The organism is Variovorax sp. UC122_21 (assembly GCF_044056785.1).
Taxonomy (GTDB): domain Bacteria; phylum Pseudomonadota; class Gammaproteobacteria; order Burkholderiales; family Burkholderiaceae_C; genus Variovorax.
This window is the reverse complement of record NZ_CP172004.1, coordinates 3,580,528-3,602,142: the sequence shown is the minus strand read 5'-3', so window position 1 is coordinate 3,602,142 and position 21,615 is coordinate 3,580,528. Positions and strand designations below refer to the sequence as shown.

General features: G+C 68.9%; 21 protein-coding genes and 1 pseudogene. 7 read left to right on the top strand and 15 right to left on the bottom strand.

The genetic code is table 11. The annotated features are described in order from the left end of the window. The first annotated feature begins 249 nt into the window (after positions 1–249). Positions 250–837, top strand: a complete 588-nt coding sequence (locus tag ACHMXE_RS29395; protein WP_203205651.1) for a hypothetical protein — start codon at positions 250–252, stop codon at positions 835–837. A gap of 10 nt (positions 838–847) precedes the next feature. Here ACHMXE_RS29395 and ACHMXE_RS29390 read toward each other — a convergent pair whose 3' ends face one another. Continuing rightward, positions 848–1,702, bottom strand: a complete 855-nt coding sequence (locus ACHMXE_RS29390) for a metal-dependent hydrolase (RefSeq protein WP_395347689.1) — start codon at positions 1,700–1,702, stop codon at positions 848–850. A gap of 129 nt (positions 1,703–1,831) precedes the next feature. Between ACHMXE_RS29390 and ACHMXE_RS29385 the strand changes: the two genes are divergently transcribed. Then, positions 1,832–2,458 carry a TetR/AcrR family transcriptional regulator gene (locus ACHMXE_RS29385; RefSeq protein ID WP_395347688.1) on the top strand — a complete coding sequence of 209 codons (627 nt, stop codon included), beginning with the start codon at positions 1,832–1,834 and terminating at the stop codon, positions 2,456–2,458. On the opposite strand, the gene ACHMXE_RS29380 is transcribed toward ACHMXE_RS29385, so the two are convergent. The 5 genes and pseudogenes from ACHMXE_RS29380 to ACHMXE_RS29360 form a co-directional block, all read right to left on the bottom strand. Beyond that, on the bottom strand, positions 2,455–3,603 hold the full coding sequence (locus tag ACHMXE_RS29380) for an ABC transporter permease (protein ID WP_395347687.1): 1,149 nt from the start codon (positions 3,601–3,603) through the stop codon (positions 2,455–2,457). The two genes, ACHMXE_RS29385 and ACHMXE_RS29380, sit on opposite strands and share 4 nt — an antisense overlap. After that, positions 3,603–4,787 carry an ABC transporter permease gene (locus ACHMXE_RS29375; protein WP_395347686.1) on the bottom strand — a complete coding sequence of 395 codons (1,185 nt, stop codon included), beginning with the start codon at positions 4,785–4,787 and terminating at the stop codon, positions 3,603–3,605. Before ACHMXE_RS29375 ends, ACHMXE_RS29380 begins: the two co-directional genes overlap by 1 nt. 3 nt (positions 4,788–4,790) lie before the next feature. Continuing rightward, the gene (locus ACHMXE_RS29370; RefSeq protein WP_395347684.1) at positions 4,791–5,777 is read right to left on the bottom strand and encodes an HlyD family secretion protein; all 987 of its coding nucleotides are present in this window, start codon (positions 5,775–5,777) and stop codon (positions 4,791–4,793) included. Further along, positions 5,778–7,178 (bottom strand): TolC family protein, encoded by a 1,401-nt coding sequence (locus tag ACHMXE_RS29365; protein ID WP_395347683.1) that lies wholly within the window; start codon positions 7,176–7,178, stop codon positions 5,778–5,780. It abuts the gene before it with no gap. Between the two features lie 211 nt (positions 7,179–7,389). Further along, positions 7,390–9,894: pseudogene (locus tag ACHMXE_RS29360) on the bottom strand (sodium-translocating pyrophosphatase). Positions 9,895–10,158: 264 nt separating this feature from the next. Between ACHMXE_RS29360 and ppa the strand changes: the two are divergent. Further along, positions 10,159–10,686, top strand: coding sequence for an inorganic diphosphatase (gene ppa, locus ACHMXE_RS29355; RefSeq protein WP_093341396.1), 528 nt, complete (start codon positions 10,159–10,161; stop codon positions 10,684–10,686). Here the strand turns inward: ppa and ACHMXE_RS29350 are convergent. The 3 genes from ACHMXE_RS29350 to ACHMXE_RS29340 form a co-directional block, all read right to left on the bottom strand. Further along, positions 10,610–10,987 carry a lysozyme inhibitor LprI family protein gene (locus ACHMXE_RS29350; protein WP_395347682.1) on the bottom strand — a complete coding sequence of 126 codons (378 nt, stop codon included), beginning with the start codon at positions 10,985–10,987 and terminating at the stop codon, positions 10,610–10,612. The genes ppa and ACHMXE_RS29350 overlap by 77 nt on opposite strands. Positions 10,988–11,108: 121 nt before the next feature. Further along, positions 11,109–11,861: a hypothetical protein gene (locus ACHMXE_RS29345; RefSeq protein ID WP_395347681.1), complete on the bottom strand. Its 753-nt coding sequence runs from the start codon at positions 11,859–11,861 to the stop codon at positions 11,109–11,111. Between the two features lie 83 nt (positions 11,862–11,944). Then, the gene (locus ACHMXE_RS29340; protein ID WP_395347680.1) at positions 11,945–13,111 is read right to left on the bottom strand and encodes a GNAT family N-acetyltransferase; all 1,167 of its coding nucleotides are present in this window, start codon (positions 13,109–13,111) and stop codon (positions 11,945–11,947) included. Between the two features lie 19 nt (positions 13,112–13,130). Here ACHMXE_RS29340 and ACHMXE_RS29335 point away from each other — a divergent pair, with 19 nt between their 5' ends. After that, positions 13,131–14,822, top strand: coding sequence for an NAD+ synthase (locus ACHMXE_RS29335; RefSeq protein ID WP_203205662.1), 1,692 nt, complete (start codon positions 13,131–13,133; stop codon positions 14,820–14,822). Next, a complete protein-coding gene (locus ACHMXE_RS29330) occupies positions 14,819–15,157 on the top strand; it encodes a P-II family nitrogen regulator (protein WP_013540975.1) in 339 nt (112 codons plus the stop codon). Before ACHMXE_RS29335 ends, ACHMXE_RS29330 begins: the two co-directional genes overlap by 4 nt. Positions 15,158–15,205: 48 nt before the next feature. On the opposite strand, the gene ACHMXE_RS29325 is transcribed toward ACHMXE_RS29330, so the two are convergent. From ACHMXE_RS29325 to ACHMXE_RS29300, 6 genes are all read right to left on the bottom strand, one after another. After that, positions 15,206–15,796 carry a TIGR00730 family Rossman fold protein gene (locus tag ACHMXE_RS29325; protein ID WP_395347679.1) on the bottom strand — a complete coding sequence of 197 codons (591 nt, stop codon included), beginning with the start codon at positions 15,794–15,796 and terminating at the stop codon, positions 15,206–15,208. A gap of 31 nt (positions 15,797–15,827) precedes the next feature. Further along, positions 15,828–16,235 (bottom strand): diacylglycerol kinase, encoded by a 408-nt coding sequence (locus tag ACHMXE_RS29320; RefSeq protein ID WP_203205663.1) that lies wholly within the window; start codon positions 16,233–16,235, stop codon positions 15,828–15,830. Continuing rightward, the gene (locus tag ACHMXE_RS29315) at positions 16,232–16,801 is read right to left on the bottom strand and encodes an RDD family protein (RefSeq protein WP_203205664.1); all 570 of its coding nucleotides are present in this window, start codon (positions 16,799–16,801) and stop codon (positions 16,232–16,234) included. Before ACHMXE_RS29315 ends, ACHMXE_RS29320 begins: the two co-directional genes overlap by 4 nt. A 12-nt stretch (positions 16,802–16,813) precedes the next feature. Continuing rightward, positions 16,814–17,755: a DUF3106 domain-containing protein gene (locus ACHMXE_RS29310; RefSeq protein WP_395347677.1), complete on the bottom strand. Its 942-nt coding sequence runs from the start codon at positions 17,753–17,755 to the stop codon at positions 16,814–16,816. A 104-nt stretch (positions 17,756–17,859) separates the two neighbouring features. Beyond that, positions 17,860–18,285: a DUF3619 family protein gene (locus tag ACHMXE_RS29305; RefSeq protein ID WP_203205666.1), complete on the bottom strand. Its 426-nt coding sequence runs from the start codon at positions 18,283–18,285 to the stop codon at positions 17,860–17,862. Beyond that, on the bottom strand, positions 18,282–18,848 hold the full coding sequence (locus tag ACHMXE_RS29300; RefSeq protein ID WP_203205667.1) for an RNA polymerase sigma factor: 567 nt from the start codon (positions 18,846–18,848) through the stop codon (positions 18,282–18,284). Before ACHMXE_RS29300 ends, ACHMXE_RS29305 begins: the two co-directional genes overlap by 4 nt. A gap of 296 nt (positions 18,849–19,144) precedes the next feature. Between ACHMXE_RS29300 and ACHMXE_RS29295 the strand changes: the two genes are divergently transcribed. Together ACHMXE_RS29295 and ilvN are read left to right on the top strand one after the other, a co-directional pair. Further along, complete coding sequence (locus ACHMXE_RS29295) at positions 19,145–20,929, top strand: acetolactate synthase 3 catalytic subunit (RefSeq protein WP_203205668.1); 1,785 nt, start codon at positions 19,145–19,147, stop codon at positions 20,927–20,929. 141 nt (positions 20,930–21,070) lie between these two features. After that, positions 21,071–21,562 carry an acetolactate synthase small subunit gene (gene ilvN / locus ACHMXE_RS29290; RefSeq protein ID WP_012747479.1) on the top strand — a complete coding sequence of 164 codons (492 nt, stop codon included), beginning with the start codon at positions 21,071–21,073 and terminating at the stop codon, positions 21,560–21,562. Positions 21,563–21,615 lie beyond the last annotated feature (53 nt).

The following is a 21,615-nucleotide window of genomic DNA, read 5'->3' as shown; positions in this document are numbered from 1 at the left end:
CCCGCGGGGGCGTCTATCGATCCGTCTCGCCTAGCACGGCGGGGCGACGCGTTGGCGACATGCCCGTGCGGGCATGCCGTCGTCCGGCTTCCAAGTTGACTGCAATAGTTATACAGTTAGAAACAATTGATGCATGTAATTGCATTGGTCAAAAAGTTCTAATTTCAGGCCGACATCAGATGATTTGCAGCAAGGCAATGAATGCTTTTGGCGTAGTGCGACAGTTCGCGCGCGCGAAAGGAAGCTGCCGTGGCTAAACCGCGTCACGTGGTCATGCAGGTGGTCAAGCGGTCTTCGGGCAGCGCGTCGCATCATGTGGAATTCCTGATGGACGACAACTTTGCCGAGCGCCTGCGGCAGTTGCGTTCGCTGGTGCCGCCGCTGGGCAGCCTCAACAAGCAGCGCGACCTGGTCATCGACAAGGTGCGGGTGCGGCTGCCCAACGCCATCTGGCGCTCGGGCCATGGCACCGACAGCAGCGTGGACGGCTCGTGCATCGTGATCGCGTCCGAGGGCTCGTTCAACTGCGGCGGCAAGGACCGCCTGACGCGCGAGAAGCTGGTGACCTACAACTTCTCGATCGCCCGCCTGGTCGAGCTGCACGGCGAGCGTCCCGAGGGCGAGACCTTCTACATCCGCGACGGCACCTTCGCCAACGACGAGCCGGCCGAGTCGCCGGCCGGCCGCTGGGTGGCCTCGATGCACGAGCTCGAGGCCGTGATGCGCGTGCCCGACGCGCCCTCGGACTTCGACACCCTGCACGAGGTGCCGCTGCGCGTCGACCCGCAGCAGCAGGCGAGCGGCACGGTGCCGCAGCACCGCACCAGCTTCTTCTGAAGAACCGCGCTCAGGCCGCGGCCGCTTCCGGCTGCGCCTTGGCCGCTCCGCCGACCGGCACGTAAGCCGCGCGGTTGTCCACCAGCCAGCGCTCCGACAGGCTGCTGTCCTGCTGGGTGGGATGGAAATCGGCGCGCAGGTAGCGGCGCCACATCGCGTAGTTGCCGCGCAGCAGGCCGTCGCGCGCGAGCAGGATGCGCGCGGCGCTCTTCCAGGTCGACCATTTCCACAACTGCTTCTCGTGCCGCAGGTTGGCCAGCGTCTGGTGCATCAGGTCGCCGAGGAACATCAGCGTGACGCGGCGGAACCAGCGCGTGCGCCATTCGTCGGAGCCGCCCGCGGCCCGGTAGACGTCGAAGGCCACGCTCTTGTGCTCGAGCTCCTCGGCGCTGTGCCACAGCCACATGGTGCGCAGCCGGGGCTCGGCGCCGTCGAGGATCTGCGGATGCGCGAGCAGCCACTCGGCGAACATGGCCGTGAAGTGCTCGGTGGCGGCCGTCACCGCGAGCGCGTGGCGGGGATCGGCGCCTTCCATCAGCGACAGCCGCTTGCTCGCGCGCTCGGTCCAGCGGTCGACCAGGCCCTGCTTCTCGAGGTGGGCGTTGAACAGCGAATGGATGCGCCGGTGCGTCGCCTCCTGGCCGATGAAGCCGCGCACGTCGGCGCGGTATTGGTCCTGCGTCTCGGGCGGCAGGGTGGCGACGGCGTCGCGCACGGCGTCGATGAAGAACTGCTCGCCGAAGGGGAAACTCATCGACAGGGCGTTGAAGAAGGCGGTGGAGAATGCGTCGCCGCCGCACCAGTCGCGGGCAAACGGGGCCTGGAGGTCGATCAGAAGGCGGCGGACGACGAGTTCGGTGCTCATGAAGACAATCCTCGTGAATCGGAATGGTGGTGGCAAGGGGCGTGGTACAGATGCGTACCGCAATGCCTGCATGGTGCCTCCGGGTGCTTGGTACTGTCAAGTACCAGTGCGTACGAAAATGTTCCGTTCATGAGTGCCGTCACCGACAACACCTCCCAGACTCCGGCCGAATCGCGCAACGAGCACTACCGCCGGCTGCTCGAGGGCATGGCCCGCGCGGTGGCCGCCAAGGGCTATGCCGACACCACCATCGCCGACATCGTGCGCGAGGCCTCGGTGTCGCGCCGCACCTTCTACGAGCATTTCGCGACCAAGACCGAATGCCTGATCGCGCTCTACGAGGCGGCCAGCCACCTGGCGCTGCAGGCGGTCAGCGAGGCCTTCGACCCGGTGCAGCCCTGGCATGCGCAGGTGGAGCGCGCGATCACGGCCTACCTCGACTACCTCGCGCAGGACCCGGTGCTGCTGCGCACGCTGTTCGTCGAGATCCTGGGCCTGGGCATGCCGGGGCTGGTGGCGCGGCGCCGGGTCAACGACGAGATCGCGAATTTCATCCAGGCCGCGATCAACAGCAGCGGCACGACCGGCCCGGGCCCGCAGGCGCACCTGACGAGCGAGATGGCGATGACGGTGGTCGGCGGCATCAACGAGCTGGTGCTGCAAGCCATCGAGCAGGAGCGCGCGGGCGACCTGCGCGAGCTGGTCGCGCCGGCCACGCGGCTGGTGCGCGCGGTGGCGGCGGAGAGCCAGCGTTAGGCGGGTGCCGCCCGCCGCGGCGTCGCCGCGAGCCACAGCGCCAGCAGGCCGGCGAACAGCAGGGCCAGCAGCACGCCCAGGTGCGGCAGCACGTCGTGCAGCGGCGCGCCCATCTGGTTGAGCCGCAGCGAGGCCTGGATGCCCGCCGTGCTCGGGAACAGCCAGCGCAGGGCCTGCAGCGGCGCGGGCAGGGCCTCGACCGGCCACGAGAAACCCGACAGAAAAGCCATCGGCAGGGCCGTGAACAGGAGCACCTGCAGCGCCCGTTCGCGGTCGCGGAACCAGCAGCCCAGCAGCAGGCCCAGCGTGCAGATCGCGGGCACGTAGAAGGCCAGCAGCACCAGCGCGCCGAAGGGGTTGCCGCCGCGCGGGTAATCCTGCAAAAAAAACACCCAGCCGAAATAGAAGATGCCGCTGAGCACGCCGAAGCCCGACAGCGCCGCCAGCCGGCCCAGCCAGGCGCTCATCGAGGCGCGCAGCCGCCGCGCCTCGGCCCAGGTGCCGGCCAGCATCGCGGTGCCCATCAGCAGCGTCTGCTGCAGGATCAGCAGCGCCACCGCCGGCACCACGTAGCTGCCGTAGCCCTCGGTGGGATTGAACAGCGCCACCAGTTGCGTGACCAGCGGGCTGCGGCTGCGCGCCGCCTGCACGGCGCTCTGGCCGCCGGCCTGCAGTTTGCGAATCTCGACGCCGGCCGAGACCGTGCCCACCGCTTCCGAGAAACCGTAGAGCACCGCCTTGTTGAGCAGCGCGTAGGCGCCGTTGCCCTCGATGCTCACCACCGCCGGCAGGCCGCGCAGCACGCTGCGCTTGAGGTCGGCCGGCAGCAATGCATAGCCCTCGATCTCGCCTCGCCACAGGGCCTGCTGCGCCTCGTGCACGTCGGCCGTCACCAGGCGCACGTCCAGTCGCGGATTGGCCATCGCGAAGCGCGCGATCTGGCGCGACAGCCCGGTGTGGTCCTGGTCGACCACCCCCACCGGCACGCGGGTCACGGCCTGCGAGCCGTACGGCCAGGGGTAGAAGAAGCCGTAGATGATCGGCGCCAGCAGCATGATCAGCAGCACGCCCTTGTCGCGCAGCACGGCCAGCGCGGTGTCGCTCCAGGCGGCGCCGAAGCGGGCGAGGGCGCGCTGCCGCTCCATCAGCGGCCGCCCCACGAATCGGGTGCGCGCGCGGCGCGGCCCAGCGCGGTGGCCGTCGCGGCCAGCAGCACGGCGCTGCCCAGCACCATCCACAGCGGCGTTGCGGCCGAATAGGCCAGCGGCGCGCCCATCTGCAGCTGCTCCATCTGCACGCGGATGTAGTGGGTGTAGGGCAGCAGCGCGGCCCACCGCTGCGCTAGCGCGGGCATGGCCACCAGCGGGAAGCCCACGCCGCCGAACGCGAAGGCCGGCGCGGTGATGAAGCCGGTGGCCGACAGCGCGGTGCGCAGCGAGCGCGTGAGCGCCGCCACGAAGCCGCCGAGCGCGATCGACAGCGCGAGGAACACCACCAGCGCGAACAGCGTCCAGCCGAGCGAGCCCACCGGATGCCAGCCGCGCCCGGCCGTGATCCACAGCATGGCGGCGATGCCCACCAGCGACAGGCTCGCGAACGGTAGCGCGAGCTTGCCCGCGAGCGCGGCCAGCGCCTCGTGCCAGCGCGGCGCGGCGCCGAGCCAGCCGCCGATGCTGCGGTCGCGCAGCTCGCGGCCCACGGCCCAGGCGCCGGCGGTCATCGCGAGGATGTGCAGCAGCGCCGGGATCAGCGCGGCGCCGAGGAACTGCTCGTAGTCGCCCGAGGTGTTGAACAGCGCGACGGTGCCGGCCTTCAGCGGCTCCATGGTCGCGCGCGCGGCGATCATCGATTCGCCGCGCTTGTTGCGCACCGCGAGCTCGACGCCACCCGAGACCGTGGCGACCACGGTGCGCACGTCGCGCTGGATCAGGCTCGAATGGGTGCCGAGCTGGGCGTTGTGCAGCAGCACGACCTGGCCGGTGCGGCCCTGCTTGACCTCGCGGTTGAGATCGCGCGGCAGCTGCACCGCGGCATCGACCGCGCCGCTGGTGAGCGCGCGCGCCATCGCGCCTTCGTCGTCGAAGCGCTGCACCACGCGCAGGCCCGGCGTGGCATCGAGGAAGCGCACGATCTGGCGCGACAGCGCCGAGCGGTCCTGGTCGAGCACGCCGATCGGCAGCCGCTCGGGCAGGCCGGCCGAGAAGATCCACCAGATCAGGAGCACCGCGAGCAGTGGCACCCAGGTGATCATCGCGAGGTCCCAGGGCCGCGTGCGCAGCAGCGCGAACTCGCGCCGTGCGCTGGCGGTGGAGAAGCCGCGAAGGCTCATGTGCTAGTCGACCAGCACGCTCATGCCGGGCCGCGCACCCTCGATCGGCTGCAGCGGCCGCGCGCGGACCTCGAAGGTACGCACGTCGAAGCCGGCGCCGCCGCGGGTGGCGCGCCAGGTCGCGAAGTCGGGCAGCACGCCGCTGTAGTAGACCTTGAAGCGCGCCGTGCGCCGGTCCTCGGCCAGCGCGGGCAGGCGGGCCTCGAACTCGCTGCCCATCGCGAAGCGCGGCAGCCGGTCCTCGCGCACGTTGAGCACCACCCACTGGTCGGCCAGGTCGACCACCGTGACCACCGCCACGCCCTGCGGCGAGAGTTCGCCGACCTTGGCCAGCACCTTGGCCACCTCGCCGGCGACCGGGCTGCGTAGCTCGGTCTCGGCCCTGGCGGCTTCGGCTTCCGCGACCACGCCGGCCACCTGGCGCGCCTGCGCGCTGGCCGCGGCCTGGTCCTCGGGACGCGCGCCGGCGCGCGCCATGTCGTACTGCGCCCTGGCGGCGATCGCCGCGTCGCGCGAGGCCTTCCAGTTGGCCTCGGCCTCGTCGCGCTTCTGGTCGGCCACCAGGCCTTCGCGCGCGAGGCCGTCGACGCGACGGAACGAGGTCTGCGCGAGCTGGGCCGCGGTCTCGGCGCGCTGCCACTGCATGCGCGCCATCTCGATCTCCTGCGGCCGTGCGCCGTTCTGCGCCTTCTGGGCCACAGCCTGCGCGGCCTGCTCGGCGGCGGTGGCCTGCGCGAGCTTGGCGCGCACCTCGGGGCTGTCCATGCGCACCAGCACCGCGCCGGCCTGGATGCGGTCGCCTTCCTTCACCAGCACCTCGGCCACGCGCGCCGTCACCTTGCCGGCCACGTCGGTCTCGCGCGCCTCCATCTGGCCCTGGAACACCTCGGGCGCGGGCCGGGAGGCGCGCCAGAAGCCCCAGGCCAGCAGCGCCAGCACGAGCAGCGCGGCCAGGATCGCGATCAGTTGGCGGGTCTTGGCACTCATCATTCAGTTCACCTTCACGTCGGCACGCGCGATGTAGTCGGAAAAGCGGTCGGACAGGCCCGCGCTCTCGAGCAACTGGGCCAGCGCCTGCACGTACTCGTTGGCGGCCTGCGCGCGCTCGGTCAGCACCTTGGCCTGGTTGGTCTCGGCGTCGATCAGGTCGAGCGTGGTGCTGGTGCCTTCGCGCAGGCCCGAGGTGCGCAGCTTCAGCACCTCGCGCGCCAGTTCCACCGAGGCCTGCATCTCGAGGTACTGGCGGCGCGCGTTGTCGAGCGCACGCCAGTTGCGTTCCACCAGCAGCGAGATGTCGCTGCGTGCCTGCGCGCCGGTGCGTTCGGCCTGCTCGACCTGCCTTTGCGACGCGGCCGAGAGCGCATCGCGGTCGACCGAGTCGTACAAGGTCCAGCGCACGCCCAGGCCGGCCACCCAGTCGGCATTGCCGCTCTTGAGCTGGCGCGTGCCGAAGGCGATCACCTGCGGGCGACGCAGCGCTTCCTCGCCCTCGTGCAGCTGTTCGGCCTGCGACTTCTTGGCCGCGACCTTGTCGAGGCCCGGATGGCGGTTGAGCGCCGAATCGATGAACCAGCCCAGCGGTTCTATCGGTGCGCTGATCACGAACAGCGGCGTCTGCGGCGCCACGCGGCCCTCGGCGCGCACCGTGCGCGCCAGCGCCACGGCCGCGAGCGCGGCGTCGTTCTCGGCCTTGCGCGCGTTGCGGCGCGCCTCCTCGTAGGCCGCGCTGGCCTGCAGCCGTTCGACGCGCGAGATCACGCCGGCCGCGAGCATCTTCTGCGCCGCCGCGTCGTGCTGCGCGATGGTGCGCTCGGCCTGCGCGCGCAACTGCGCCGCGCGCTGCGCGAGCTGGGCGCCGAAGTAGCGCTGCACCAGCAGCGTGTCGACCTCGTGGCTCGTCTGTTCGGCATCGGCCTCGGCCTCGCGCGTCTGCGCCGACACGAAGCCGCGCACCGCGTCGGTGGCACCGCCCAGGTAGATCGGCCAGACCGCCGACACCGAGGCGTTGGAACCGGTGTCGTGCCGGTTCAGGGTGTAGCTGTTGGGCAGCTGCGGGATCGGCACGCGCGCGATGAAGTTCTGGATCGACGGCGGCAGCGCCTGCCCGATCTGGCCGAGCTTCTGGTTGAGCGGATCGAGGTCGAGGTTCAGGTTGGCGTTGTACGCATAGGCCAGTCCCGACACGCTGACCACCGGGCCGCCCAGCCGCTTGAGCCCATCGCCCTGCAACTGCTTGGCCTCGACCGCGGCGCGCGCGGCCGCGAGCTTGTCGGAGCGGTCGAGCATGCGGGCGCGCGCGGCGTCGAAGCTCATCGCGGTGGCCTCGTCGGCTGATGAAGAAGCCTGCGCGAAAACCGCGCCGCCGGTGGCCGCGAGCAGCAGCGGCGCCAAGGCCTGGAGGAGGGCGTTGCGACAGTGAAGGTGTGTCATCGGATTCGAAAGGCCTGGCGCGCAAGCGTAGCGGGCCGGCGCGGCCCGGTCACGCGAAACGTGGCGCGTGCACCTCGCTTCGATGGCACGCGTTCTCGAGCGCGCAAGAAAAAGGGGCGACGCCGATGCGGCATCGCCCCTTCCGGAATGGCGTTTCAGTCGGGCGCGAGCCTCAGGACTTCACTTTCACCTCGACGCGCCGCGCCTCGCCCGCGGGGCCGTCGGCCTGGGTCTGCTCGGGCTTGGCGAGCTCGATCTTGTCCTCGGGCGCGCCGGCGGCCTTGAGCGCATCGCCGACCGCCATCGCGCGCTGCTTGGCGAGCTCGGCGTTCTTCGCGGCGTCGCCGGTGGCGTCGTGGTAGCCGCTCACCAGCACCGTGTTGCCGCTCTGCACCGCCTTGATCACGTCGGCCAGCGCCTCCCTGGCATTGGGCGCGACCTCGGCGCTGCCGGTGGCGAAGTAGACTTGACCACGCCGTTCTCGACCTTGATCGCGGCGGCTTCGGCCGCGGTCACCGCGCCCGAAACCACGGCGCCCGCAGGCGTGCTGACCGCGGCCGGTGCCGTGGCGGCCACGGGTGCCGGGGGCGGCACGGCCGCCGTCGCATCGCCGGCATGGAACTTCACCACCAGCGGCACGATGCAGCAGCGCCACGATGTTGATGATCTTGATCAGCGGGTTCACGGCCGGGCCGGCCGTGTCCTTGTAGGGATCGCCCACGGTGTCGCCGGTGACGGCGGCCTTGTGCGTCTCGCTGCCCTTGCCGCCGAAGTGGCCGTCCTCGATGTACTTCTTGGCGTTGTCCCAGGCACCGCCGCCGGTGCACATGGAGATGGCGACGAACAGGCCCGTGACGATGGTCCCCATCAGCAGGCCGCCCAGGGCCTTCGGTCCGAGCAGCAGGCCGACCACGATCGGCACCAGCACCGGCAGCAGCGAGGGGATCATCATCTCCTTGATGGCCGCGCCAGTGAGCATGCTCACGGCCTTGCCGTATTCGGGCTTGGCGGTGCCTTCCATGATGCCGGGGATGTCGCGGAACTGCCGGCGCACTTCCTCGACCACCGAGCCCGCGGCGCGGCCCACGGCCTCCATCGCCATCGCGCCGAACAGGTAGGGGATCAAGCCGCCGATGAACAGGCCGACGATCACCATCGGATCGCTGAGATTGAAGGTGATGTTCAGGCCGAAGCTCTCGAGCTTGTGCGTGTAGTCGGCGAACAGCACCAGCGCCGCGAGGCCGGCCGAGCCGATCGCGTAGCCCTTGGTCACGGCCTTGGTGGTGTTGCCCACCGCGTCCAGCGGGTCGGTGATGTCGCGCACGCTCGCGGGCAGCTCGCTCATCTCGGCGATGCCGCCGGCGTTGTCGGTGATGGGGCCATAGGCGTCCAGCGCCACCACGATGCCGGCCATGCTGAGCATGGAGGTCGCGGCCACCGCGATGCCGAACAGGCCGGCCAGCGCGTACGAGGCCAGGATGGCGATGCACACGAAGATCACCGGCCAGGCCGTCGAACGCATCGACACGCCCAGGCCCGCGATGATGTTGGTGCCGTGGCCCGTGGTCGAGGCCTGCGCGATGTGCTGCACCGGCTTGTACTGCGTGCCCGTGTAGTACTCGGTGATCCACACCAGCGCCGCCGTCAGCGCCAGGCCCACGAAGCAGGCGCCGAACAGCTCGAGCTGGCTGCCGCTGGCCGCGATCGCGTTGTCGGGAATGAGCCAGCTGGTGACGAACCAGAACGCGATCAGCGACAGGATGCCCGCCACCGCCAGGCCCTTGTAGAGCGCCGGCATCACGTTGGTCATGCCCGGCGAGGCCTTGACGAAGAAGCAGCCGATGATCGACGCGATGATCGACACGCCGCCCAGCGCCAGCGGATAGAGCACCGCGTTGACCGGCGCCGCCGTGACCATCAGCGCGCCGAGCACCATGGTGGCGATCAGCGTCACCGCGTAGGTCTCGAACAGGTCGGCCGCCATGCCGGCGCAGTCGCCGACGTTGTCGCCCACGTTGTCGGCGATCACCGCGGGGTTGCGCGGATCGTCCTCGGGGATGCCGGCCTCGACCTTGCCCACCAGGTCGGCGCCGACGTCGGCGCCCTTGGTGAAGATGCCGCCGCCCAGCCGCGCGAAGATCGAGATCAGCGAGGAGCCGAAGGCGAAGCCGATCAGCGGATTGAGCAGCGCCGCCAGCGCATGGTTACCGCTAGGCAGGCCCTTGGAGGCCAGGAACCAGTAGAAGATCGAGACCCCCAGCAGGCCCAGCCCGACCACCAGCATGCCGGTGATGGCGCCGCCGCGGAAAGCCACGTCGAGCGCCGGGCCGATGCCTTGGGTGGCGGCCTGCGCGGTACGCACGTTGGCGCGCACCGAGACGTTCATGCCGATGAAGCCGCAGGCGCCCGAGAGCACCGCGCCGACCACGAAGCCGACCGCGGTCGTGAGGTCGAGGAACAGTGCGATCAGGATCGCGAGCACCACGCCCACGATGGCGATGGTGCGGTACTGCTTGGCCAGGTAGGCCGCCGCGCCCTGCTGGATCGCCGCCGCGATCTCCTGCATGCGCGCGTTGCCCGCGTCCTTGGCGAGGATCCAACTTCGGGCCCAGATGCCGTAGGCCACGGCCACGAGGCCGCAGACGATGGCGAGGATGAGGGGGGTGTTGCCATTCATGCGTTGCTTCTCCATTCGTTCGTTGTGACGTGGAGACGGAAAGCGCGAGGATCCGTTGCGTGCAACGCGCGGGAGTCGAGATTTCCGCCGCGTTGCTTCCTCGAAGCTCGCTGCATCCCGGGGAGCCGGGGTGCGGAGCCGATTGGCCAACGGCTGCAATTTACAGGCAAAAACGAAATCGCGTGCGACGGGTCCGTGACTCGGAAAGTAAACTTCGGGTTTGTCCGCATCCCCCTCATACTTTTCAACTACTCGAAAAACGTCATGTCCTTCGACAAAGTCTCCCCCGGCAAGAACGTCCCCGATGCCTTCAACGTCGTGATCGAAATCCCGATGAATGCCGACCCGATCAAGTACGAGGTCGACAAGGAATCGGGCGCGATCTTCGTCGACCGCTTCATGACCACGGCCATGTACTACCCGGCCAACTACGGCTACGTGCCGCAGACGCTGTCGGGCGACGGCGACCCGGTCGACGTGCTGGTGATCGCGCCGTACCCGCTGCTGCCGGGCGTGGTCGTGCCCTGCCGCCCGCTGGGCATCCTGATGATGGAAGACGAAGCCGGCGTGGACGGCAAGGTGCTGGCCGTGCCGACCGACAAGGTGCTGCCGATCTACAGCCACTGGAAATCGGTGGACGACGTGAACCCGATGCGCCTGAAGGCCATCAGCCACTTCTTCGAGCACTACAAGGACCTCGAGGCCGGCAAGTGGGTCAAGGTGCTGGGCTGGGAAGGCATCGACGCCGCCCGCAAGGAAATCCTCGACGGTATCGCCGCCTACAAGAAGTGATCGGGCGGGGCGCGCGGGTCGCGCGGGCAGTCACTCCTGCTCGAACGGCGACCGGCGCGCATTGGTCGCGCTTCAGGTAGGTGGCCCACTGGCCGGCATCGGCTGTCGCAAGCCGCTTGCGATAGAGGTCGGCCATGCTCTCGTCCTGCAGCGAGAGCGCGGGCGTGGCGCAGATGGTCTTCTCGGTGGGGTTCGAGGCCTTGGCGCAGTCGAAGCTGGCGGCATGGGCCGGCACGCAGGCGAGGGCCGCGAGGCCCAGGGCCAGCGCCCGGGAGATAAGGTTGCGGATCGATGCGGGCATGCGGTGCGCTCCTGCGTGACGGGCCTGCGCGATGCCCACATGCTCGTTCCCGCGCCCGCCGATGTTGATCTGCCGAACGGCAGGGCCGGCTATGCCCTTGGTCGCAGCCTCGGGCTGAGCTTCAGCCGCGGGCCGCGTCGCCGGCCAGCCGCATCCATTCGCGGTTGACCGAGCGGGCGTGCGAGTTCCAGTGGCGCGCGGCCTGCTGGAGTTCGTCCCACTGGCGCTGCGCGGCGGCGCTGTCGCCCTGCTGCGCGAGCCAGGCCACGTAGCGCGCACGCGCCTCGACGGTGTTGTAGAGGCTCAGGGTCGATTCGAAGGCCTGGCGCGCTTCGTCGTTGCGGCCCTCGGCGGCCAGGGCGCGGGCCACCAGCAGCGCGACCTCGTCCTTGCGGTAGTCGTCGCGGGTCGAGCGCAGGCTTTGCAGCGCCTGCATCGCTTCGCTGCCCGCGCCGGGACCGCCCGCGGCCAGCAGCGCGCTCGCGAGGCCGAACTGCAGCTCGGGATCGGAGGCCAGCGGGCCCTTGAGTGCATCGCGGTAGTGCCCGACGGCCTCGCCGGCCTGGCCGCGGTCGAGCGCGGCCTTGGCGAGGCGCAGCTTGTTCTGCGCCGTGGGCGCGAGGTCGTAGGCCTGCTCGGCCGCGCGGTATTCGCGCTCGGGATCGATGAAGCCGATGGCCGCGCTCGCGACCTTGCCCGCGGTGCGCTGCATGCGCGAGGCGGGCAGGTACTCGACCACGAAGTAGACGATGCTGCCCAGCAGCGGAAAGCTGAACAGGATCAGGAGCCAGTACATCTGCTTGCCGTGGCGCATCGCGTGCACCGCGAAGAACAGCGCGATCAGGATGTGCAGACCCAGGCCGACGAATGGCATGACTTTTCCCCTTGTTGTTGGCGATCTGCCGGGGTTATAGCAGCCGAGTTTGGCCGTGGCCTGACGCGTACCCGCCGTCGCGCTCAGGCCGCCTTGAACGGGCTGCGCTCGCCCAGGTGGTCCATGTAGTTCTCGATGCCTTCGCCCTCGCGCTCGAGGAAGCGCTCGACCGCGTCGGCGAACGCGGGATGCGCGAGCCAGTGGGCGCTGGTGGTCTTCACGGGCATCAGGGCGCGCGCCATCTTGTGCTCGCCCTGCGCGCCGCCCTCGAAGCGATGCACGCCGTGCGCGATGCACCAGGCCAGCGGCTGGTAGTAGCAGGCCTCGAAGTGCAGGCAGTCGACGCGTTCGACCGCGCCCCAGTAGCGGCCGTAGGCCACGAGCGGGCTGCCGGTGGCGTCGTCGGTGGCCAGCGCGATCAGGCTGGCGGCGATCGGCTTGCCCTCGCGCTCGGCGATGAACAGCAGCCAGGCTTCGGGCAGCGTGTCGGCCATGCGATGGAAGAAGTCGCGCGTGAGGTAGGGCGGGTTGCCGTGCTCGCGGTAGGTGCGCGCGTAGCAGCGGTAGAAGAAGTCCCAGTCGGCGCGCGAGATGTCGGTCCCGCGCGACCAGCGGAAGCGCACGCCGGCATCGGCGACCTTGCGGCGCTCCTGGCGGATCTTCTTGCGCTTGTCGTGCGAGAGGCTCGCGAGGAAGGCCTCGAAGTCCGCGTAGCCGGGCGCCGGGTTCTGCCAATGGAACTGCACCGTGTGCCGCAACATCAGCCCGGCCTCGGTGCAGGCCTCGATGTCGGCCGCGGCACCGAACAGCAGGTGCAGCGACGACAGCTCGCTCTCCTTGCACCAGGCCACCAGCGCCTGGGCCAGCAGCGCGCGGCCGGCCGCATCGCGCGCGAGCAGGCGCGCGCCGGGCACGGGCGTGAACGGCACCGCGACCGTCGCCTTCGGGTAGTAGGCCAGGCCATGCTGCTGGTAGGCGTTGGCCCACGCCCAGTCGAACACGTACTCGCCGTAGGAGTGGTCCTTGACGTAGACCGGGCAGGCGGCCTCGAGCGTGTCGCCGCGCCAGAGGGTGAAGAACTGGGCCGTCCAGCCGCTCTCGGGCGTGGCGCTGCCGCTCTCGTGCAGCGCTGCCAGGTACTCGTGGCGCATGAAGGGCGAGGGTTCGGCCTGCGCGGCGAGCAGCGCGTTCCAGGCCTGCGGGCTCACGTCCGACGGCGACGCGACAACCCGAATGACATAATCGTTCAAGCCTGTTTCTTCCTTCCGTATGACGCTCAAGCTCGCCATCGCGCAACTCAATTTCGTGGTGGGCGATCTCCCCGGCAATGCCCGAAAAATCGTGGCGGCCGCGCGCGAGGCCCATGCCCGGGGCGCTCGCCTTCTGCTGACGCCCGAACTCTCGATCGCCGGCTATGCGGCCGAGGACCTGTTCCTGCGGCCCGCCTTCACCGAAGCTTGCGATGATGCCGTGAAAGGCATCGCCGCCGCTCTGGCCGACCTCAAAGACATGGTCGTGGTGGTGGGGCATCCGAGCGGCGGCAGCCTGCGCGGGCGCTCCGTGTCGGTGCAGCTGCGCCACAACGCGGCCAGCGTGCTCAAGGAAGGCCGCATCCTTCAGACCTACGCCAAGCGCGAGCTGCCGAACTACCAGGTGTTCGACGAGCGCCGCTACTTCGCGCCGGGGCAGGGCACCTGCGTGTTCGAGGCCGGCGGCGTGTCGGTCGGGTTGCTGATCTGCGAGGATGCCTGGTTCGACGCGCCGGCCGAGCTGGCGCGCGCCGCCGGCGCCGAGGTGCTGGCCGTCATCAATGCTTCGCCCTACCACGTGGGCAAGGAGGGCGAGCGCGTGGCGCGCATGGCCGAACGCGCGCGCGCCGTGGGGCTGCCGCTGGTCTATGCCCACCTCGTGGGCGGGCAGGACGAGGTGGTGTTCGACGGCGCCTCGTTCGCGCTGCAGGCCGATGGCGCGCTCGCCGTGCAGGCGCCGGGCTTCGAGGAGAAGCTGGTGCTGGCCGAGCTCGAGCGTGCACCGTCGCAGGGCGTGCGCTTCCTGCCCGAGCCCATCGCCGCGCCGCGCGACGCCGAGGCCCAGCTCTGGGATGCGCTGGTGCTCGGCGTGCGCGACTACGTCGGCAAGAACGGTTTTCCGGGTGCGATCCTCGGGCTGTCGGGCGGCATCGATTCGGCGCTGGTGCTCGCGATCGCGGTCGACGCGCTCGGCAAGGACAAGGTGCGCGCGGTGATGATGCCCTCGCCCTACACGGCCGACATCAGCTGGATCGACGCGCGCGACATGGCGGGTCGCCTGGGCGTGCGCTACGACGAGATCTCGATCCGGCACACCTTCGAGTCGTTCAAGGCGGCGCTGGCCACCGAGTTCGCGGGCCGGCCCGAGGACACGGCCGAGGAGAACATCCAGGCCCGCATCCGCGGCACGCTGCTGATGGGGTTGTCGAACAAGTTCGGCTCGATCGTTCTCACTACGGGCAACAAGAGCGAGATGGCTACCGGCTACTGCACGCTCTACGGCGACATGGCGGGCGGCTTCGCGGTCATCAAGGACCTGCTGAAGACGACAGTGTTCGCGCTCGCGCGCTGGCGCAATGCCCACGATCCCTACGGCACCGGCGCCGAGCCGATCCCCGAGCGCATCATCACGCGGCCCCCGAGCGCCGAGCTGCGGCCCGACCAGACCGACCAGGACAGCCTGCCGCCCTACGACATCCTCGATGCGATCCTGGCACGCTACATGCAGGACGACGAGGGCATCGACGAGATCATCGCCGCGGGCTACGACCGCGCGGTGGTCGAGCGGGTGGCACGGCTCATCAAGATCAACGAATACAAGCGGCGCCAGGCGCCGGTAGGCATCCGGGTGACGCACCGCAGTTTTGGCAAGGATTGGCGTTACCCTATCACCAGCAAATTCAACGAAACCGCCGGAGCACGCAAACCATGAAGCAGATCACCGCCATCGTCAAACCCTTCAAGCTCGAGGACGTACGCGAGGCCCTGGCCGAAGTGGGCGTCACCGGACTCACCGTGACCGAGGTTAAGGGCTTCGGCCGCCAGAAGGGCCATACCGAGCTGTACCGCGGCGCCGAGTACGTGGTCGACTTCCTGCCGAAGATGAAGGTCGAAGTGGTCGTCAACGAGGGCGACGTCGAGCGCTGCATCGAGGCCATCGTGAACTCGGCGCGCACCGGCAAGATCGGCGACGGCAAGATCTTCGTGACGGCCGTCGAGCGCATCGTGCGCATCCGCACCGGCGAAGAGAACGAGAACGCGGTCTGAGCTGAGCCGCTGGGGCCGGCGCTCGCCGGCCGTTCTTTCACCGCGGGCTCAGAGGTTCTCGGCCAGTCGGTCGTCGCGCGGATGGCGCGGCACCTCGGCCCGCAGCGCCGCGAGCAGCGGTTCGGCCTCGGTGCCGGTGCGCACCAGGCTCATCTGCCAGTCGCCCATCAGGCCGTCGCGCACGCTCTGCGCGAGGAATTCCAGCAGCTTGTCGTAGTAGCCCACGCTGTTGAGGATGCCGACCGGCTTGTCGTGGTAGCCGAGCTGGCGCCAGGTCCAGATCTCGAACAACTCCTCGAAGGTGCCGATGCCGCCGGCCATGGCCAGGAAGGCGTCGGCGCGTTCGCCCATCATCGCCTTGCGTTCGTGCATGGTGTCGACCACGTGCAGCTCGTCGCACAGCGGGTTGGCCAGTTCCTTGTCGACCAGTGCCTTGGGGATGATGCCGACCACGCGGCCGCCCGCGGCGCGCGTGGCCTCGGCCACCGTGCCCATCAGGCCGGTGCGGCCACCGCCGTAGACCAGCTGGCCACGCTGCTGGCCGATCCAGCGGCCTACCGCCGTGGCGGCTTCGGTGAACTCGGGACGCTCGCCGGGGCGCGAGCCGCAATACACGCAGATCGAAAATTCAGGGGTCATCCCCCGATCATGCCTCGCGCGGCGGGCCCGCTCATGACACGAAGCGCGTCCACAGGGCTGCCGCCCAGATGCAGGTGCACAGCGACAGCGACAGCAGCACCGCGGCGCTGCCCATGTCCTTGGCGCGCTTGGAGAGGTCGTGCCATTCGGGGCCGATGCGGTCGATGGCGGCTTCCACCGCCGTGTTGAGCAGCTCGACGATCATCACCAGCACCGCGCTGCCCGCGAGCAGAGCGACCTCGACCCAACTGCGGCCGAGCCAGAAGGCGGCGGGGATCATCACCATCGACAGGATGGCTTCCTGCCGGAAGGCCGGCTCGCTCCAGCCGGCGCGCAAGCCGTGCAGCGAGATCAGCGTGGCGTGCCAGACGCGCTCGAAACCCTTGCGGGCCTTCTGCGGGTTGACGGCGGGGTCGGGAAGTTCGGGCAGGGCGCTCATCGGCGGCTCATGGGCTTGGAGGTGACGAGCCGGGTGCCGGCCCAGGCGTCATGCCAGAACTGGCGTTGCGGATGGAAGCGTGCCAGCAGGGCCCAGATGGCCACCCAGCCGAAGACGAGCACCGTGACTTCCGGGCCCGACAGCTTGAAGGGCGCGACGGCGGCGAGCGGCGGCAGGAACCAGATCCAGCTCAGCAGGTAGCGCGCGAGCGCGCGGCGCTGGCTGACCGGGTGGCCGTTCACGTCGACGATGCGGATGTTCCAGGTCTTCATCGCCAGCGTCTGGCCCTTGGCCCAGAACCAGACGAAGTAGACGCCGAACACCACGAAGAGGAAGGCCTGGAACAGGTGGCGCCGCTCATCCATGGCATCGCGCATCTGGCCCAGCGTGCTGAAGAGCCAGCCCGAAACGAACACCACGGCGAAAAGCAGCATGCCTTCGTAGAGCCAGCAGGCCATGCGGCGCCAGAGTCCCGGGACCGGGCCCTCTGCAATCGAAAGGGAAGCGTCAGATGCGGGTGGGACAGGCGAATCCGACTCCGAAATTTCGGAAGGGCTGGAAACCATCGAGACCTTGGGTCAGGGGGCGGCCGAGGGTGGCTCGAGCGTGCGCCCCGCAGAAGTGGAAGACGGTGTGGAGGATACCGAAGTCGATGGACCGGGCGATGAAGAGTACGGAGACGGCACCTGGGCTTCGGCCGGCACCGGCTGGGGCGTGTAGCCGGCGGGGGCCGCGGTCGACGACGACGCCGGTGCGGTCGTGGCCGTTGCGGTGCCGGTGGCTGCCGTCGGAGGGTTCGCGGCGAGGGCGGCCGCCGGGACGATGGCCGGCGCCGCGGGTGCCATCGGCGGCGCGAGCTGGATGCGGGGCGTGTGCAGCCCCGGCGACGTAACCGCCGGAACGGCCACCAGTTTCTGGGACGACACGGGGCGCACCGGGATCGCGGCGCCCTTGGGCTTGGCCGGCGCGCGCTCGGCGAGCTTGCGCTTTTCCTCTTCGCTCAGGGCCTGGTATTGCTCCCACTTGGCCTTGCGCTCGTCGGCCGGCACGCGCTTGACCTCGGCGAAGTTCAGGCGCGCCTGGACGCGCTGCTGGTTGCTGAGCGCGGCCCATTCGATCATGCGGCTGCGCAGCGTGATCTGGTCCTCGGCCGGCAGCGAAGCGTAATTGCGCGACAGCGCGAGCCACTTGCGCTTCTGGCCGACGTTGAGCGCGTTCCAGTGCGGTGCCAGCGGTTGCAGGGCCTGCTGCTGCTCGGCGGTGAGCTCGGCCCACAGCGGCTTGGTGAGCACGGGCGGCTTGGCGGCGGCGGACGCGGCCATGGTGCCGGTCGGCGCGGCCTTGGGCGTGTCCGCGCGAACGGTTTCCGAGCGCACGGGCGTGGTCTGCGCGGCCGCGATCGTCAGTCCCAGTGCCGCCATGGCCACGATGCCGACCCCGCCGAGGCGAACCACCGCGCCTTGCGACCACGAGCGCGAGGAGCGGGGCGAAATCGCGGGGAGCAGGGTGCGGCGTGGCATTCGGATGATCGGTCGGAGAGAGGCTTCGGACGGGCGGGAAAATCTGGCGGCGGACGGGAGCGGCGAAGCCGGGCGCGGGACTGGGAGGGCGGCCAACGCCCTCGTCAGTCGGAAGCGCCGTCGGACTTGAGGAACTGCGCGAAGCCCGGGTCGGTATAGGCGGCCGGCGGCAGATCGCCGGTGAGCAGCGCGGAATCGACCTCGGCCAGCTCGCTGGCGCGGTCCTCGTCCTGCATCACGCTGATGGTGACCAGGCCGGCCACCAGGGCCACGAGCGGCACCACGGTGCCGATGCGCGTCCACCAGCCCCAGCCGCCACCCAGTGCGGCGGTGTTGCCCGACTGCACCACGGCGGGCGCGACGCGCAGCTGCGGTGCCTGTTTGCGCTGGGCCACGGCTTGGGCGCGCGCTACGCGCAGGCGTTCGCCGATGTCGTGCGGCAACGCCTGGTTGCCGGCGGACAGGCGCGCGGCCACGCGTTGGCCGAACTCGTCTTCGGCGACGGAGGAGAGAGGAACCTTAGTATTCATAGCGAAATTCCCTTGGCTTTGAGCGCCTTGCTCAGAGCGTGGACGGCGCGCGAACAATGGGTTTTGACGCTGCCCTCGGAGCAGCCCATGGCGGCGGCCGTCTCTGCGACGTCCATTTCTTCCCAGTAACGCATCAGGAAAGCCTCGCGTTGACGGCCCGGCAATGCCGCGATCTGTTCTTCGATCTCATGCAGGACCTGTGCCCGGCGCGTGGTGTCCTCGGCGCTCTCGGTTTCTCTGGAGTCGGTCGGCGAGGCGAAGTTCTCGAGCAGGTCGAAATCGCCGTCGTCGTCGGTGGACTCGAAATCGCTGAGGTTCGAGAACAGGGCGCGGCGGGTCTTCTGGCGGCGGAACCAGTCGAGCGTGCAGTTCGAAAGGATGCGCTGGAACAGCATCGGCAGCTCGGCGGCGGGCTTGTCGCCGTAGTGCTGGGCCAGCTTCATCATGCTGTCCTGCACGATGTCGAGCGCCGCTTCCTCGTCTCGCACGTGATAGACCGACCGCTTGAAAGCGCGGCGTTCGACGCTTTTCAGGAAATCGGAGAGTTCTTGTTCGGTGGCCAAGCGTGAGAGGGGCGCCGGGCGCCGCGTGGGAATGGATGTCGGGCGGGAATGCCTCGTTGTTGGCCGCGAATTATGCCCGCCGCTCTCGACGAATCGTGTTGCGGGGCGATACGGGCTCGGCGGAAGGCCGCGTCGGTGTCATAATCGCGGTCGCAAGTCAAAAGGCAAACGGGTCACGGTCCGGCGGAACAATCAGTCCGCCCATGGCTTTGGCCTCAAGTCCTGGCGCGGCCCCACAAGGGTTGGCAAGGGGCACCCAAGGTTTTTCGTTCCCGAAAAAACTCCAAAGGTTGATCATGGAAATCTCGAAGGCGGAACTCGCTTCCGCAGCAGCCGCGTCCTCCGGCGCCGGCAATCACACGCAAGAACTCATGGGCGCCGAAGTGCTGGTCAAGGCACTGCAGGCCGAAGGCGTCCAGTACGTCTGGGGCTACCCCGGCGGCGCGGTTCTCTACATCTACGACGCGTTCTACAAGCAGGACACCATCCAGCACGTGCTGGTGCGCCACGAGCAGGCGGCGGTCCACGCCGCCGACGGCTATGCGCGCGCCACCGGCGAGGTGGGCGTGGCGCTGGTCACCTCGGGCCCGGGCCTGACGAACGCGGTCACGGGCATCGCCACGGCCTACATGGACTCGATCCCGATGGTGATCATCTCGGGCCAGGTCCCCACGGCGGCGATCGGCCTGGATGCCTTCCAGGAATGCGACACGGTCGGCATCACGCGCCCGATCGTCAAGCACAACTTCCTCGTCAAGGATCCGAAGGATCTCGCGATGACGATGAAGAAGGCCTTCCACATCGCACGCAGCGGCCGTCCGGGCCCCGTGGTCGTGGACGTGCCCAAGGACGTCTCGTTCAAGAAGGTGGCCTACGCCGGCTATCCCGAGAAGGTCGAGATGCGCTCTTACAACCCGGTGCGCAAGGGCCACGGCGGCCAGATCCGCAAGGCGCTGCAGCTGCTGCTCAACGCCAAGCGCCCCTACATCTACACCGGTGGCGGCGTGCTGCTGGGCAATGCCACCAACGAACTGCGCACGCTGGTCGACATGCTCGGCTACCCGGTCACCAACACGCTGATGGGCCTGGGCGCCTATCCGGCGAGCGACCGCAAGTTCCTCGGCATGCTGGGCATGCACGGCACCATCGAGGCCAACAACGCGATGCAGAACTGCGACGTGCTGCTGGCCGTGGGCGCGCGCTTCGACGACCGCGTGATCGGCAACCCGAAGCACTTCGCGCAGAACGAACGCAAGATCATCCACGTCGACATCGACCCGTCGAGCATCTCCAAGCGCGTGAAGGTCGACATCCCGATCGTGGGCGACGTCAAGGACGTGCTCACCGAGCTGATCTCGATGATCCGCGAGAGCACGACCAAGCCCGACGCCGGCGCGCTCGCCAACTGGTGGAAGACCATCGAGGGCTGGCGCGATCGCGACTGCCTCAAGTACGACCGGGGCAACAAGGACGTGATCAAGCCGCAGTTCGTCGTCGAGACGCTGTGGAACATGACCAAGGACGCGGACACCTACATCACGTCCGACGTCGGCCAGCACCAGATGTGGGCCGCGCAGTACTACCGCTTCGACGAGCCGCGCCGCTGGATCAACTCCGGCGGCCTGGGCACCATGGGCGTGGGCATTCCCTACGCCATGGGGATCAAGCTCGCGAAGCCGGACTCGGAAGTCTTCACCATCACGGGCGAAGGCTCGGTACAGATGTGCATCCAGGAACTGTCGACCTGCCTGCAGTACAACACGCCGATCAAGATCTGCTCGCTGAACAACCGCTACCTCGGCATGGTGCGCCAGTGGCAGGAGATCGAGTACTCCGGCCGCTACAGCCACAGCTACATGGATGCGCTGCCCAACTTCGTGAAGCTCGCCGAGGCCTATGGCCACGTCGGCATGCTGATCGAGCGTCCCCAGGACGTGGAGCCCGCGCTGCGCGAGGCCCGCAAGCTCAAGGACCGCACCGTGTTCATGGATTTCCGCACCGACCCCACCGAGAACGTGTTCCCGATGGTCAAGGCCGGAATGGGCATCACCGAGATGCTGCTGGGCTCCGAGGATCTCTGATCCGCGGCCCGTTTTCGACCGTTCGTTTCTCAACCTTTCACTGACGAATCTATTGCCCGCCGAGCCCGCGCATTACCGTGCGCGGGGGAGGGCGGCGAAAGCGAAAGCTTCCGCGCTGGCGAAAAGAGGAGTCACGCACACATGAAACACATCATTGCCGTTCTGCTGGAAAACGAGCCTGGCGCTCTTTCCCGCGTGGTGGGCCTGTTCTCGGCCCGTGGCTACAACATCGAATCGCTGACCGTCGCGCCCACCGAGGATGCGAGCCTGTCGCGCATGACCATCGTCACCGCCGGTTCGGACGACGTGATCGAGCAGATCACCAAGCACTTGAACCGCTTGATCGAGGTGGTCAAGGTGGTCGACCTGACCGAAGGTGCCTACACCGAGCGCGAGCTCATGATGGTGAAGGTGCGCGCGGTGGGCAAGGAGCGCGAGGAGATGATGCGCATGGCCGAGATCTTCCGCGGCCGCATCATCGACGTCACCGACAAGAGCTACACCATCGAGCTCACCGGCGACCATGGCAAGAACGACGCCTTCCTCGAGGCGATCGATCGCAGCGCCATCCTCGAGACCGTGCGCACCGGCGCCAGCGGCATCGGCCGCGGCGAACGCATCCTGCGGGTCTGACCCGATGAAAACGGAGCTCGGTCGCCGTCCGTTCGGGCCGAGCTTGTCGAAGC

Coding starts and splice junctions, on each gene's coding strand:
- ppa (WP_093341396.1), top strand. CDS start 10,159: ATGTCCTTCGACAAAGTCTCCCCCGGCAAGAACGTCCCCGATGCCTTC.
- ACHMXE_RS29325 (WP_395347679.1), bottom strand. CDS start 15,796: ATGACCCCTGAATTTTCGATCTGCGTGTATTGCGGCTCGCGCCCCGGC.
- ACHMXE_RS29335 (WP_203205662.1), top strand. CDS start 13,131: ATGACGCTCAAGCTCGCCATCGCGCAACTCAATTTCGTGGTGGGCGAT.
- ACHMXE_RS29385 (WP_395347688.1), top strand. CDS start 1,832: ATGAGTGCCGTCACCGACAACACCTCCCAGACTCCGGCCGAATCGCGC.
- ACHMXE_RS29375 (WP_395347686.1), bottom strand. CDS start 4,787: ATGAGCCTTCGCGGCTTCTCCACCGCCAGCGCACGGCGCGAGTTCGCG.
- ACHMXE_RS29345 (WP_395347681.1), bottom strand. CDS start 11,861: ATGCCATTCGTCGGCCTGGGTCTGCACATCCTGATCGCGCTGTTCTTC.
- ACHMXE_RS29320 (WP_203205663.1), bottom strand. CDS start 16,235: ATGAGCGCCCTGCCCGAACTTCCCGACCCCGCCGTCAACCCGCAGAAG.
- ACHMXE_RS29295 (WP_203205668.1), top strand. CDS start 19,145: ATGGAAATCTCGAAGGCGGAACTCGCTTCCGCAGCAGCCGCGTCCTCC.
- ACHMXE_RS29315 (WP_203205664.1), bottom strand. CDS start 16,801: ATGGTTTCCAGCCCTTCCGAAATTTCGGAGTCGGATTCGCCTGTCCCA.
- ACHMXE_RS29350 (WP_395347682.1), bottom strand. CDS start 10,987: ATGCCCGCATCGATCCGCAACCTTATCTCCCGGGCGCTGGCCCTGGGC.
- ACHMXE_RS29310 (WP_395347677.1), bottom strand. CDS start 17,755: ATGCCACGCCGCACCCTGCTCCCCGCGATTTCGCCCCGCTCCTCGCGC.
- ACHMXE_RS29330 (WP_013540975.1), top strand. CDS start 14,819: ATGAAGCAGATCACCGCCATCGTCAAACCCTTCAAGCTCGAGGACGTA.
- ACHMXE_RS29370 (WP_395347684.1), bottom strand. CDS start 5,777: ATGATGAGTGCCAAGACCCGCCAACTGATCGCGATCCTGGCCGCGCTG.
- ACHMXE_RS29380 (WP_395347687.1), bottom strand. CDS start 3,603: ATGGAGCGGCAGCGCGCCCTCGCCCGCTTCGGCGCCGCCTGGAGCGAC.
- ilvN (WP_012747479.1), top strand. CDS start 21,071: ATGAAACACATCATTGCCGTTCTGCTGGAAAACGAGCCTGGCGCTCTT.
- ACHMXE_RS29390 (WP_395347689.1), bottom strand. CDS start 1,702: ATGAGCACCGAACTCGTCGTCCGCCGCCTTCTGATCGACCTCCAGGCC.
- ACHMXE_RS29305 (WP_203205666.1), bottom strand. CDS start 18,285: ATGAATACTAAGGTTCCTCTCTCCTCCGTCGCCGAAGACGAGTTCGGC.